At 25.5% G+C, this 14,522-nt stretch carries 15 protein-coding genes; 1 reads left to right on the forward strand and 14 read right to left on the reverse strand.

Features of this window, described 5'->3' with window-relative positions:
• Position 1: 1 nt before the first annotated feature.
• From acpS to KYD98_RS15335, 11 genes are all read right to left on the reverse strand, one after another.
• Positions 2-373: a holo-ACP synthase gene (gene acpS / locus KYD98_RS15285; protein ID WP_219780916.1), complete on the reverse strand. Its 372-nt coding sequence runs from the start codon at positions 371-373 to the stop codon at positions 2-4.
• 276 nt (positions 374-649) lie between these two features.
• Entirely contained in the window at positions 650-973 is a 324-nt protein-coding gene (locus tag KYD98_RS15290; RefSeq protein WP_219780917.1) for a DUF6514 family protein, read from the reverse strand.
• 662 nt (positions 974-1,635) lie between these two features.
• Positions 1,636-1,992, reverse strand: coding sequence for a single-stranded DNA-binding protein (locus KYD98_RS15295; RefSeq protein WP_219780918.1), 357 nt, complete (start codon positions 1,990-1,992; stop codon positions 1,636-1,638).
• Positions 1,993-2,064: 72 nt separating this feature from the next.
• Positions 2,065-2,916 (reverse strand): YihY/virulence factor BrkB family protein, encoded by an 852-nt coding sequence (locus KYD98_RS15300; RefSeq protein ID WP_219780919.1) that lies wholly within the window; start codon positions 2,914-2,916, stop codon positions 2,065-2,067.
• Between the two features lie 284 nt (positions 2,917-3,200).
• Positions 3,201-4,349 carry a D-alanyl-lipoteichoic acid biosynthesis protein DltB gene (dltB, locus tag KYD98_RS15305; protein WP_219780920.1) on the reverse strand — a complete coding sequence of 383 codons (1,149 nt, stop codon included), beginning with the start codon at positions 4,347-4,349 and terminating at the stop codon, positions 3,201-3,203.
• Between the two features lie 147 nt (positions 4,350-4,496).
• Positions 4,497-5,684, reverse strand: coding sequence for a D-alanyl-lipoteichoic acid biosynthesis protein DltD (gene dltD / locus KYD98_RS15310; RefSeq protein ID WP_219780921.1), 1,188 nt, complete (start codon positions 5,682-5,684; stop codon positions 4,497-4,499).
• A gap of 392 nt (positions 5,685-6,076) precedes the next feature.
• On the reverse strand, positions 6,077-6,217 hold the full coding sequence (locus KYD98_RS15315) for a hypothetical protein (RefSeq protein WP_219780922.1): 141 nt from the start codon (positions 6,215-6,217) through the stop codon (positions 6,077-6,079).
• Between the two features lie 135 nt (positions 6,218-6,352).
• Positions 6,353-7,669 (reverse strand): nucleotide sugar dehydrogenase, encoded by a 1,317-nt coding sequence (locus KYD98_RS15320; protein WP_219780923.1) that lies wholly within the window; start codon positions 7,667-7,669, stop codon positions 6,353-6,355.
• Positions 7,657-8,256, reverse strand: a complete 600-nt coding sequence (locus KYD98_RS15325; RefSeq protein ID WP_219780924.1) for an acyltransferase — start codon at positions 8,254-8,256, stop codon at positions 7,657-7,659. Before KYD98_RS15325 ends, KYD98_RS15320 begins: the two co-directional genes overlap by 13 nt.
• An 18-nt stretch (positions 8,257-8,274) precedes the next feature.
• Positions 8,275-9,459, reverse strand: a complete 1,185-nt coding sequence (locus KYD98_RS15330; protein WP_219780925.1) for a DegT/DnrJ/EryC1/StrS family aminotransferase — start codon at positions 9,457-9,459, stop codon at positions 8,275-8,277.
• Between the two features lie 243 nt (positions 9,460-9,702).
• Positions 9,703-10,293 carry a DUF1836 domain-containing protein gene (locus tag KYD98_RS15335; protein ID WP_219780926.1) on the reverse strand — a complete coding sequence of 197 codons (591 nt, stop codon included), beginning with the start codon at positions 10,291-10,293 and terminating at the stop codon, positions 9,703-9,705.
• 762 nt (positions 10,294-11,055) lie between these two features.
• Between KYD98_RS15335 and KYD98_RS15340 the strand changes: the two genes are divergently transcribed.
• The gene (locus KYD98_RS15340; protein ID WP_003369321.1) at positions 11,056-11,301 is read left to right on the forward strand and encodes an AbrB/MazE/SpoVT family DNA-binding domain-containing protein; all 246 of its coding nucleotides are present in this window, start codon (positions 11,056-11,058) and stop codon (positions 11,299-11,301) included.
• 65 nt (positions 11,302-11,366) lie between these two features.
• On the opposite strand, the gene rsmI is transcribed toward KYD98_RS15340, so the two are convergent.
• The 3 genes from rsmI to KYD98_RS15355 form a co-directional block, all read right to left on the reverse strand.
• Complete coding sequence (gene rsmI, locus KYD98_RS15345; protein WP_219780927.1) at positions 11,367-12,212, reverse strand: 16S rRNA (cytidine(1402)-2'-O)-methyltransferase; 846 nt, start codon at positions 12,210-12,212, stop codon at positions 11,367-11,369.
• Between the two features lies 1 nt (position 12,213).
• The gene (locus KYD98_RS15350) at positions 12,214-12,966 is read right to left on the reverse strand and encodes a tRNA1(Val) (adenine(37)-N6)-methyltransferase (protein ID WP_219780928.1); all 753 of its coding nucleotides are present in this window, start codon (positions 12,964-12,966) and stop codon (positions 12,214-12,216) included.
• A gap of 280 nt (positions 12,967-13,246) precedes the next feature.
• Positions 13,247-14,515 (reverse strand): C40 family peptidase, encoded by a 1,269-nt coding sequence (locus KYD98_RS15355; protein ID WP_219780929.1) that lies wholly within the window; start codon positions 14,513-14,515, stop codon positions 13,247-13,249.
• Positions 14,516-14,522 lie beyond the last annotated feature (7 nt).

Below are 14,522 nucleotides of genomic sequence, written 5' to 3' on the forward strand. Positions count from 1 at the left end.
GTTATAGCACCTCCAATACTACATATGCAATAGCATCTTTATCACTATGAGATATACTTATAAAAATATTAGAATTTTTAACTTTAAATAACTCATATATTTTTTTACTTAGCTTTACAAAAGGTTTTCCTAAATCATCTCTTAAAATCTCTATATCTTTTAACCCAAACCCCCTAAAACCAGTTCCTAAAGCTTTACTTACTGCTTCTTTACCCGCAAAGTTACCAGCAATACTATTTGCATTTAATCCTTTTGCTTCAAAATATTCAATCTCATTTAATGTAAAAAAGCGTTTAAGAAAATTAGGATTACTTTCCACAATTTTTTTTATTCTATGAATTTCTACTATATCAGTGCCAACTCCAATAATCATAATATTACCCCTTTCTGTAATACTATTTTACTATATAATAAATTAAATATATAAGTTCCATTAAAGTTTATTCATTAATATAAATTTTAGAATAATTATAAATATTATGATTTGATTACTATAGTGAAAATCTTATATAAAAAATTTATGATATATATGATTCTAAGTAGGTATTATTAATTAAAAATATAATTTATTATAAAAATTAAATAAAAGTTTATAAATGTATTAACTTAATTAGAACATATATATTTAATTGACACTTAATAAATTCTGTTAATTTATTACTTCACTTTGTTCCCCTACATCAAATTCATACACATGTTCATCCACATATTCTCCTATTACATCTATTAGATGAATCGGTGAAACTTCATTATTGTACAGTTTCATAAGTATTTTTTTAACTTTATGTCTATGAATAGAGACTAATTCAACTCTATCTTGTTCGCAATCTGTGTCATTATCTTCAATAGAATTTTGGCTTTGTATTTCTATTCCATATCCTATTCTTCCTCGATAAATTGATTTAGTAAGTCTGTAATTGTATTTATACTTATTATTTTGATTTACTGATGTATACTCTTCCAATACTTCCATAAATAATCACCGCGCCTTTCTTTGATTTATACCATAAATCAATATTACCACAATAAACTTTTATAAAATGTCAAAGCATGTCCTGCAAATGGTTAATTTTAATTTTTTTTATTGACAATAAATTTTGTAAGTTGATATTTACTTTACATATTTAAGTCATATTGGGTTTATATATGTACTATTTGTCGAAAATTTTTTCTTAAAAACAAAAAAAGAGCCTTAGCTCCTTTTTTTCCCATTTAAACCCTATAAATTTTCTTTCATAACCATAATTGAAAAACGTTTTTTGATTATCGTTTACATATATTATAGCACATATACATATTATTTCAATAACTGTAATATTTTAAATCGAACTATTTATAAAAAAACTGCTATTTACTCTCTAAAATTTACAATAAATTTGTTTAAAATCAATAATATATTATAAAATATTTATAATTTTTTTTTAATGTTAATTTAGAATTATATATAAATATATTAATGACTTAATATAAACATGGTGTATTAAAATAAATATACTATGTTTTAAAAAGTATTAATATTTAAGATTAATATTTTTTAAGCACTTCAAATATTAACCTCAACTTAAAACATAGCATAAATATAAAAATATATAAAAATATTTTTATATACTTACATTATTTTATATCAAAGAAAATTTAAGAGTTTAAATTTTCTTTATTAGAATGTTCTGTTCTTCTATCTCCTAAGAATTTCAAATCTTCTCCTATAACTTCTGCTATATATTTCTTATTTCCATCTTTATCTTCATAACTTCCTGTTCTTAATCTTCCACTTATACTTATACTACTTCCTTTTTTCATGTATTTACATATAACTTCAGCTTTCTTACCCCAAACTATTACAGGTATCAAATCAGCTTTTCTAGTCCCATCTAAACTTTTAAAAGTTCTATCAACTGCAATTATAAACTTAGTATATGCTTTATTATCCCGTTCAGTATACATAAGTTCAGGGTCTTTAATAAATCTTCCTACTAATATTATCTTATTCATTATCTTGCACCTCCTGAATATTTCCTTTAGGAGTATATCCAATCGGTAACTTTCTATTCATTATTTATATAATTACATTAATATTTCTCTATTCCTTCTTTCATCTAATACACAATTTATCTCTACTCCTAAGATAAAAATCATTGATATTAAGAATAACCATGTCATCAATACAAATACAGCACCTAAACTACCATAAAATCTAGAATAATTACTAAAATTATCTATATAAAATGAAAAAGCATATGATGTTATAATCCAACCTATAGTACTAAAGATAGCCCCCGGTAGTGCTGTTTTCCATTTTAATCTTTTAGCTGGTGCAAATACATATATAGTAGCAAATATAAGTACCATTATTATTATAATAACAGCATATCTAAACAAATTCCAAATTACTATTACAACTTTTTCAAATGGTATAATATTATTAAGATAATTTTCAATTACATTACCAAATACTAGCATGGCTAATGTTAATATAATTATTATTGCTAAAGATACTATACTGGTCATGGAAATTATAGCTCTTTTAATATATGATCGATTTTCTTTAAAGTTATATGCCTTATTCACTCCTTTAATTACTGCTCTAAATCCTGATGATGCACTCCATATAGCCAATAAAATGGAAACTTGTAATAATCCTGCATGTTGTTTATCAAAAATTTCTATTATTATTGAAGATGTCAAATCATAAATCGCACTAGGAAGTATAGCATTTATTCCATCTAATACTTCGACTGAATTTATATTACTAAATCCCATTAATGTTATTAAAAAAATGATAAATGGGAAAAATGATAATAATAAATAATATGCCAATTGTGATGCTAAAGCAAATATATCATCATTATTAACTTTTACAATTAATCGTATTAATAAATTTAGTTTCCTTCTTATGTTAAATTTTTTATTAGCCATTTAATCACCATTTCCTATCGTTTAATTCATATTTATAGAATTATGATTTATACATAATATTTATACATTATATATTAAAAAATTTTTAAAGTTATTATATAATATATACCTCTTCTTTTTTATATTATATTATTTTATTTCATATGACTAACTTAATTAAAACATATGTATAATAAAAATCCAACATCTCCTTTATATTCTTCAAGGTACTCATATACTTAATTAAAACATATGTATAATAAAAATGAAGTGCAAAAGCACTTCATTTTTATTATTTAATCTTATTAAGATTTACCAAATAAATATCCTGAAAATATTAATAATCCAAAACATGCTATATGGAAAGTTATTAATATTTGTGTATACTGAAACCATTTTTCTTTTTTATGAGCTTTATAAAATTTAGATTTACGTTGATATATATCAGTAAGTACTAATGCAGTCCCTTGATAAAGTCCATATATAATGTAGTACCATGTAATACCATGCCAAAATCCCATTACAAGCATTGTTAATATTTGTCCAAAATGAGAAGCTATTATTCTATTTTTAAATCTTTTCTTTCTCATACTGTTTAGAACAAATCTTGAATATATGTAATCTCCAAACCACTTTGATAATGATATATGCCATCTATTCCAAAATTCTTTCATATCCTTACTAATAAAAGGTTTATTAAAGTTTATTGGTACCTTTATTCCTAAAATATATCCTGTTCCAATTGCAAAATTACTGTATCCTGCAAAATCAAAAAATAGATATAAACTATAAGCATACATATAATTTAGAGAATTTAAAAAAGTTATATCAGTAGAAATTTTATTCATCCATAATGAACTAATAATAGATGCAATAATAAATTTATATAATATTCCTTGTATTATATATTTAATTCCCGATAATAAATAAGAATTTAAATACTCTTCTCTACTTATTTTAGTTTGTAAATCTTTTTCAAATCTTCTTGACCTATCTACAGGACCTGAACTTAAAGTTGGAAAGAATAAAAAGAAATATAATATTTTAAAAAGGTTAATATCTTCTATAGCTCCATCATATATTTCTATGATCATTTGTATTGCTTTAAAGTTAAGATATGATAGTCCTAAAAACCCTAGATTAATACCATTAGTTAATCCACTTAACTTACAAATAATCAAAGGTAACATTGAACAAAATAAAGCTATAAAGTATATATATCTATTATCTGTTTTTTTTCTTATTATTGAATATGCTTTAATTAAAACAATTTCCCCTAATAAAAATAAAGGAAATAATTTACCAATCCCCATTATAGCAATTACCATTAATACTGATAATATAAAACCATAATATTTTATAGGCTTTTCAAATATACCTAACAAAATAGCAGGTATTAACGAAATAATTAATACATATAAATAAAAATAATCTCCATATTGAACTAATACCATTTGTTTTTCTCCACTTTTCTATTAAATTATAATTTAATTATTTAGCTATGTTTTAAAACAGTGTTAAACACATGAAATAAAATAATAAATCAAATAGACGAGCATACTGGTCTATTATTTTTTTTGAATGTGCCTTAATCTTATAGCCTATTGTTTTTTATTAAAGTAATTAAAAATATTTTCACTTACTTTTAACCAACCAGTTTTTCCTAAATGTTTTGGATCTATTAAAAATCCTTTTTCATATTCATGTTCTCTTAAATCAAGAACTTCTAAATTATAACCTTCAGCTAATTCTTTAACTTTATCATAAAATTGATATCTTTTATCTTTTGTAAGACCTGTATAATCATAAAACCAACCATTAACTGGCATAAGTATTACATACGGTTTTATATCAAGTTCTTTACACACACTTAAGAAAAATTTATAATCATCCATTTCTTTTGAATTTACAGGATCCTCATCCTTTGATTGAAGCTTAAGATTATCTAACTCTTTTTTTAAATTTTTATTATACCACTTATCACTTATATGAAATTCGTTGGTACTAACAGTTTTATTAATCTCATCTTGAGCTTTAGACTTTTCAGCTTTCCAATCTATTGTATATCCAGTTTTAGGTGCTCCATCTGGTAAACTTTTAAGCTTTTTATATATTAATGCCTTATCTTTTATATTTAATAAATACTGCTTAGTTTTGTAATAAGGTTCAAATATAAGCTTTAATACTTTCTTTGTTGGAGTTGGATTATAATATAATTTAGCATAAAATGCTTCAGCAGGATTCTTCTTAGCTTTTGTTAATAACTTTGAAATTCTTCCTGCATAATATTGTTTATTTTCATCACTTATTTTTGGGTTTTTCAAAAATTTATAAAACTGAATATCCGAAAAATTTACTGCAAAATGACTAGGTCCTATAGCATTTTTATCTTCAAACCATTGAATTGATGATATAAATGCTACTTTTTGATTAGACTGTAAATTAGTTGCTCCTAAATATGTAGCTTGTTGTAAATCCTGTGTATATGGTCTTCCAAAACAACTTACATCGTATCCGCATCCTTTAATAGGAAACAAGTTTATAGGATTTTGTTCTACATCTATTCCTAGTTCTGATGATCCAATTAAAAACAAATCTCCTTTAGCTGACAATAAGTCTTTAATAACAGCACTTTTATCTTTAACCGCATCACCATAAACTTTACCAACTAATGAAATATCTTTTGTTTTACATAACATGTCTATTTTATTATCTAATGATTTATCAATTCCTATAGTAAATATAATTGCAAATACTATAGGAATTAAAATACTGAATATTTTCTTCATTCTATAACGACCTCTTATTATTAAATTTATATATTTGTTCATTAATATATAGGCATGTACAAATAACTATTGCTATAATATTCCTCATTTTTAATAATGTCAATATAGTTGAGTTACATACTTATACATTTTAATATAATTTTAAAAAATTCCTAAGAATATAATAATAATTCTATAGATATATAATTTTCTTTTTTAATTTAGGATATATTATAAATTAATGTTCATATTTTTAAATATAGTTTAACTTTTAATAACTAACATGTTTAAGTTTTAATAATCAAAATAAACTTAAATAAATGAATTTTCAGTTGCATTTATTTAAGTTCATTTTTACTTTGAAATATATATTCAATTAAGGAATCTTTAATTAGTTATTTATTTTACGATGCCTAAAACTGACTATATACAAATGGTAAATCTGATTCAGAATAAAAGAAGAAAGCTGTTAATGCAAGTACTAACACCAATGTTAATATAGCACCTCTTCTTAAATCTTTATTTATTAATACACTATTAATTATATTTTTCATATACCTGCACCCCATAAATTTATAACTAGATTTAAGTAACTATTGATTACATTTCAAAACATAATCTAATTCATAAATATCAAAGGCAAAAAATAATCTTGTATTATCTTTTGCCTAATTAATACTTAATATATCTTATAATTTATAAATCTTATCTCTATTACTAACTACATTTTTAGTAGCATTTCTTGTATCATATACAACTTTAGCTCTGCTTACTATTTCTTCGTAATCATAGCAGCTATGATTTGTTGTTATAACAACAATATCACTATCATCTATAACTTCAGACCAATCTACAGAATTATATACTTTATCTTTATACTTAGATACTTCACAATATGGATCATTAACTATAATGTCAGCTCCATTTTTTTCTAATAATTCTATTACTTTAAATGCTGGAGATTCTCTGTAATCATCAATATCATTTTTATATGCTACCCCTAAAATAAGAACCTTCGCTCCATTAAGTGCCTTTTTATGCTTATTTAATATCTTCATTACATTATCTAATACAAATTCAGGCATTGAATCATTTATTTCTCCTGAAGTTTCTATTAATCTAGTATGATAATCATACTCTTTAGCTTTCCATTCTAAATAAAATGGATCTAGTGGTATGCAGTGACCACCAAGTCCTGGACCTGGATAAAATGGCATAAATCCATATGGTTTAGTTTTAGCTGCGTCTATAACTTCCCAAACATCAATTCCCATTCTATTACATAATATAGCCATTTCATTAGCTAATCCTATATTTATGTTTCTGAAAGTATTTTCTAGTATCTTTTCCATTTCAGCTACTGCTGGTGATGATACTGTATGAATTTCCCCTTCTAAAACATTTCTATATAATGCAGCTGCAACTTCTGTACAATCTTCGCTACATCCTCCAACAACTTTTGGAGTATTCTTTGTATTGAAATCCTTATTACCTGGATCAACTCTTTCTGGTGAAAATGCTAAGAAAAAGTCTTCTCCGCATTTTAATCCACTTTCTTCTAAAATAGGTCTTAAAACTTCTTCTGTAGTACCTGGATAAGTAGTACTTTCAAGAACTATTAACATTCCTCTATGCATATATTTTGCTACGCTTCTAGTTGAGTCTACAACATATGATAAATCTGGTTGTTTGTATAAATCAAGAGGAGTAGGTACACAAATACAAATAGTATCTACATCTTTTACAAAACTAAAATCAGTAGTAGCTCTTAAAACTTTTTGATCTACTAACATCTTTAACTTTTCGTCTACTACATCACCTATGTAATTATTTCCTTCATTAACCATTTGGACTTTTTGATCTTGAACATCAAATCCTATAGTCTCATATCCAGCACTTGCTTTTTCTACTGCTAATGGTAATCCAACATATCCAAGTCCAACTACACCAACTTTAGCAGTTTTATTATTTATTTTTTCTAATAATTGTTGCTTTAACACTGACATTTTGTACCTCCTAAATTTACGCACTCTACTTTTTCATCAGATTTAATATATTCATTCTGACAACTAGTGCACACTGCTTTATTATCGTTAAAATTTAGCTTTTCTCCACATTTACAAACAAATCCTGTAACTCTTCCAGGATTTCCAACCACTAATGCATAATCAGGAATATGTTTAGTAACTACTGCTCCTGCTCCAATTAAAGCATATTTTCCTATATTATGACCACATACAATTGTTACATTTGCACCAATCGATGCACCCTTACCTATTATAGTTTCCCTATATTCACTTTTTCTTTCAATAAAACTTCTTGGATTTATTACATTAGTAAAAACACACGATGGTCCTAAAAATACATCATCTTCGCAAATAACTCCTGTATAAACAGATACATTGTTTTGGATTTTTACGCCGTTTCCCAATTTTACTCCGGGCGATATAACTACATTCTGCCCTATATTGCACTTTTCTCCAATAAAGCAATTACTCATAACATGAGAAAAATGCCATATCTTTGTACCTTCTCCTATTTGGACATTATCATCTACATAACTAGATTCATGTACAAAATATTTATTTTCCATAAATTATCCCTCACCTAATTATTCTTTTATAGATTTAATTATATGTTCTACCTGTTCTTCTGTTAATTCTGGATAAACAGGAATTGCAAATGTTCTATGTGAAAGATATTCTGCAACTGGCATATCTCCTTCTTTATATCCAAGATCCTTATACACCTTTTGTAAATGTAAAGGTACTGGATAATATACCCCTGTTGCTACTCCTTTTTCTTTAAGTTTATTTAATAAAGATTCTCTATCTTCTGATTGTAAAATATACATATGATATACAGGTGAACAATCACCTAATACAGTTGGTGTAACCAATTCTGTATCTTTTAAACTTTCATTATATATTCCTGCAATCTCTCTTCTTTTTTCATTCCATTTATCTATATGTTTTAACTTAACTCTTAAAATTGCTGCTTGAATAGCATCAAGTCTTGTATTAAACCCAATTAAATAATTATAATACTTTAACGGATTATATACAGTATCATTAGCATCACTTGAAGCCTTTTCCACTTCTTCAGTTATGTTATTAAGTAAGTTATAAGCCTTTTGACCATTTTCCCCACTTCCATGAGTTCTTAATGCTCTAGCTATTGTAGCTACCTCGTCATTATCTGTTACTATAATTCCACCATCTCCAGCACATCCTAAATTCTTAGTTGGGAAGAATGAAAAACATGCAACATCAGATAATGTTCCTATACTTTTTCCTTTATACTTACCTCCAATTGCTTGACAAGCATCTTCTATTACTTTTAAATTATGTTTTTTTGCTATTTCATTTATTTCATCCATCTTAGCACTTTGCCCAAATATATGAACTGGCATAATAGCTTTTGTATTTTTAGTAATTTTACTTTCTATTTGTGATGGATCTATATTAAATGTATCTTTTTCTACATCTACAAATACAGGTTTTGCTCCTACAGCTGAAATACTTTCTGCTGTAGCAAAAAAAGTAAATGTTGTAGTTATTACTTCATCACCTTTTCCTATGCCTAAAGATTTTAAGGCTATAACTAATGCATCGGTTCCATTACCTACCGAAATTGCATGTTTAACTCCTACATACTCTGCAAATTCTTTTTCAAATTCTGTTACATTTTTACCCATGATATAATTTGCAGAGGAAAGTACTTCCTTAGTTACCCTATCTAAATCCTCAGCAATAGAATTATATTGAGCTTTTAAATCAATTAATGGAATATTCATTTCCCTCGCTCCTTTAAAACTCAGCTTTTTTATATATTTTTTTACAAATATCTATGTAATAAACTAACATGAATATTTTAACATACTTAAATAGATAAATAAACTTTTTTGTTCTTGAATATATTGCTTCAAAACCTTAATATTATTTAAACATATTTCTTTAAAACTCATTAAAATATCTAAAATAAAAAACACTTATTGGAATAAATATTTAATACTCATTCCAATAAGTGTTTGTATATATTACTCTGTATGATATTCATTTACTATTCTTTGTACTAATTTTTTAATTGCACTAGCTTCTGCTATTAAGGCTAAAACTAATAAAAATATAGTTATTCTTTCTTCATCGTTACTTTTTAAGTTTAAACCTTTTACTATATCCTGTAATTTTTTCTTATTATCTAATGTTGTAAGTAAATATTCACTCAAACTTTCATGTTGAATTTGTGCAAAAATTTTATATGCATTTTGCCATGAAATTATATCATCATTTCTATCATTTATTTCATTAAATGCTAAACTAAAAACTTTTTTTATTTCTTCTGTTGTTAATACAGGTCTCATATAACTAAGTAATACAAGTTGAGCTAAATGCATTTTAGTATAACCACGCTTTTTACCATCTTCTGGTTTAGTTATAACTTCACTTTTTATATAATTCTGCACTATATTATTAGTAAATTTTTCATCATCAAATTTATCATTTAAATAATCTATAACTTGAGATAAAAATAAATCATACTTTGGTAGATCTTCATATGAAACCGAATTATTTTCAGAGATTTTTTTAGCAAGTTCTCTTATATAATTTGAATCAAACTTATTATCCATATTATACACCTACACTTTCCTTCTATTATACTCATATTAAAGTATATAGTAAGAATAAACTTATTACAAGTTATTTTTAGCATTATATTATTACTTTTATTTTTGTTAATTATATGATAAAACACTTTAAATAAATTAATAGATCAAAATTTAGTTGTATATTTTTCATCAGATACTGAGACAAATTTACTTAATAAGTAGCTCTCATCTGAATTTGCTGATGCAGTATCATAAAAAATATAACTTTATACTAATGTATTATTTTTTTGAATATACTTAACATCTAATTCTTATTAAAATTATAAATATCCTATTTTTTATTTTTATTTTTTTATTATAAGTTTCAAAAAAATAATGTAATTTTAATATTTTTTGGTTAATTGCGACAGTAAATATGATTTTACTTGTTATTTTATCTTATTTCTGATTTTCCAATAAATTTATGCATTATGGTAATTTTTTATATTTGCTAATTATTCCTAATTATTTCGTTTTTTTTTTATTTTATATATGATTGTCCCCTCCAATCATAGTCATAATGCTATTTATTATAAATCTTATTCTTCTATCCTTATTTTTATAAATTATCAAAACTCTATTGACTTTTCTAAAATATGGTAGTATATTTTATATATAATGTTTTTTAAAGTTGAAATTTGTAACTTATTATACAAAAAATCGAAATATGTATTGACTTTTTATTACATACTTGGTAATATGACAATGTAGAATGTCGAACATTGTAATTAGGAGGAGTTTTTTATGAAATCAACAGGTGTTGTTAGAAGAGTAGACGAATTAGGTAGAATAGTTATTCCAATAGAATTAAGAAGAACTTTAGATATTGCTGAAAAAGATGCATTAGAAATTTATGTAGACGGTGAGCAAATCATTTTAAAGAAATATGAACCAGCTTGTATTTTCTGCGGAGATGCAAGAGACGTTATAAACTATAAAGGTAAAAATGTTTGTACTAACTGTTTAGACGAAATCAAAAATAACAGATAGTATATTGGTTATATTTAATACTTAGAAATTTAAAGCACCTTTAAAATTTTTAAAGGTGCTTTTACTTATATATCAGTTGAAAATTTATATACTTCACTTTTAGGTAACCCTCTATCTTTAGCTACCATCTTAATAGCGTCTTTTTTAGTTATTCCATCATCTATATACTTAATTATATGATCTTTGATAGATAAATCTATCCACTCTTGTTCTTTTTCTTGTTTTATTTCTTCTAACCTTTTTCCCTCTAAGACTAACACAAACTCTCCACGTGGCCTGTTAACCATAAAATAATTTATAGACTCTTCAATGGTACCCCTATATATTTGTTCATATAACTTAGTTAGCTCTCTGCAAACTGCAATATTTCTATTTCCAAAAGAATTAAGTAAGAAATTTAAAGTATCTAATAATCTATGAGGAGCCTCATAAAATATTAATGTTTCTTGACTTTGCATTAACTCATCTTTTATTATATTACGTTCTTTATTTTCTCTTGGTAAAAAACCCCTAAATATAAATTTAGTAGTATCTAGACCAGAGTATACTAATGCTGTTGTTATCGCAGTAGCTCCAGGTAAAACATGAAATTCAATTCCTTGTTCAATACATTTTTTTACAACAACACTCCCCGGATCTGATATTCCTGGTGTTCCTGCATCTGATACTAAAGCTATATTTTTTCCATTTAATAGTCTATCAATAACTTCATCGCTCTTATCTTGTTCATTAAACTTATGATAACTTATTAATGATTTTTTTATATTAAAATGATTTAATAATTTTAATGTTTGTCTTGTATCTTCAGCTGCTATAATATCAACTTCTTCTAATATTTCTAATGCTCTTAATGTTATATCTTTTAAATTTCCTATAGGTGTTGGTATTAAATATAACTTTCCAATTTCCATCTTACAGCCTCCCATATATTTCATCTATTTGCTTTGTATAAGATCCATCTTCATTATGAACATATAATGAAGAATCCCATTTTAAATAAGCTCCTCCATCTCTTTGGCCCTCCACCAAGACTATATTTGGTGCCTTTCCTAGTTTTGGATAAACCATTTTTACTCTTTTAGGTTCTATTTTATATTTTCTCATTAATGTAAATATATCTGCTAATCTTTCAGGTCTATGGACCATAAAAAGTCTTCCATTATCCTTTAAAAGTGTTTTTGATGCACAAATTACATCTTCTAAATCACATAAAATTTCATGTCTTGCAATAGCAAGCTTGTCAGAGGGATTAATAATTCCTGCATTGTTTAATTTATAGGGTGGGTTTACAGTAACTATATCAAATTTGTCTAATGTTTTTAAAAACTCTATGTTTTTTAAATCTTCATTTACAAAGTTTATTTTATGTTCCAACGAATTTAGTAGAGTACTTCTTTTAGCCATTTCTACCATATCTTCTTGAATTTCTAAACCATATATTTCTGTTGGTTTATATTTTCCATATAATAAAAATGGAATTATACCTGTACCTGTACAAATATCTATTACTCTATGCTTATTTTTAACATTTGCAAAATCTGATAATATTACAGCATCTACTCCAAATTTAAAACCATCTGCTTTTTGTATTAATTTTAATCCTTCTAATTGCAAATCATCTATAATTTCGTTTTTTTCTATATTGGCTAATGTGGTTTTACTCATCTGCTATCTTCCTTTATATGAATTTTCTAACTTATTATATCTTATTGCATTAGTGTAAACAACTTATTAGTATTCTAACCCAATATTAAATTTAAAATTGATAATTTACAATAACGTCTATTTTATTCTTTAATATTTCTATCTACATTTTTAACTGAGCTTGACTATAAGTTTTTTACAAATCTAATTTTTTACTAATCTAAAGATTACGCTATGTTTTAAAATATAGCCAAAGATTAAAAAGGCTAGATATTAAATATCTAGCCTAAAAATTCAAATATTATAATATTCTTCTTCCTGCATAGAATTTATATACTGGAGAAACCTTAACTACATCTCCTGTTTGAGGTGCATGAATCATATTTCCTCCACCAACATATATTCCAACATGACCTGCATGAGTAAATACTAAATCACCTGGTTGAAGTTGACTTTGAGATACTGGAGTACCAACATTTATTTGTGAATATGTTGTTCTTGATATATCAGCTCCAGCTGCTTTTGCATATACATATTGAGTAAATCCTGAACAATCAAAATGATCTGGACCTGTTGCACCATATACATATGATTTTCCTAAATGTTTATATGCTTCATTTAAAATTGCTTGTGCATTTCCTGCTGAAGGAACTGTTACATTTCCAGAAGATGAACCTGAGTTACCTCTATTTGGAGCATTATTAGCTGCTGCTGCCGCTGCCTTTCTTGCCTCTTCTTCTTCCTTTTTTGACACTTTAATTTTTGCAGATTCAATTTTCTCATTAACCTCATCTATAATTGTTGGACTCTTAAGTTGTCCATCTCTTATACTTCTTAATTGAGAAATTGCTCCTTTTAAATCACTAAGTGAACTACTAGAATTATCAATAATATTAAATTGCGATTGAACAACTTGTCTTTCCATTTCTGATAAATATTCTTTATCAAACTTTTGTTTTTCAGACTTTGTTTCTTCAACTAAAGTTTCTTGTTCTTTCTTTTTACCATCTAATTCTGATAAGCTCTTTTGAACTTCTGCATTAAGTTTATCTATTTCTTTCTTCTTTTCTTCTAAAGAATTTATTTTTTGGTTTAATGCTTCTTTCTTTTCAATAATATCATTTATTGCTTTTTTATCTTTTCCTAATATTCTTCCTAGAGATTCCGCTCTTGTAAAAAATTCACTAGTAGAATTTGATTCAAATAAGAAATTTAAATAACTAAATTCCATATCACCTTGCATATATACAGCTTTAAGTCTTTCCCCTAAAGCTAAATCTAATTTTTCAATTTCTTCTTTACATGTCGCTATATCTTTAGTCGTGTTATCGATTTGATTATTTATATTACTAATATCTTTTTTATTCTTAGTAACTGTTTGTTCTAATGGTTCTATTTGAGTATTTAAATCATAAATTTTATCTTCAATATTTGCTATATTACGTTCTATCTCTGCATATTTTTGTCTAGTTTCGTTTAATTCTTGATTTCCTGGTGTAGCAAAAGCTGGCATTGAAGTCCCTGCAACAAGCATTGCAGCTAACATCACGGCTAAAACTTTTTTCTTCATCAAATGC

The sequence above is a fragment of the Clostridium weizhouense genome (assembly GCF_019431045.1).
GTDB classification, from domain to species: Bacteria; Bacillota; Clostridia; order Clostridiales; family Clostridiaceae; genus Clostridium; species Clostridium weizhouense.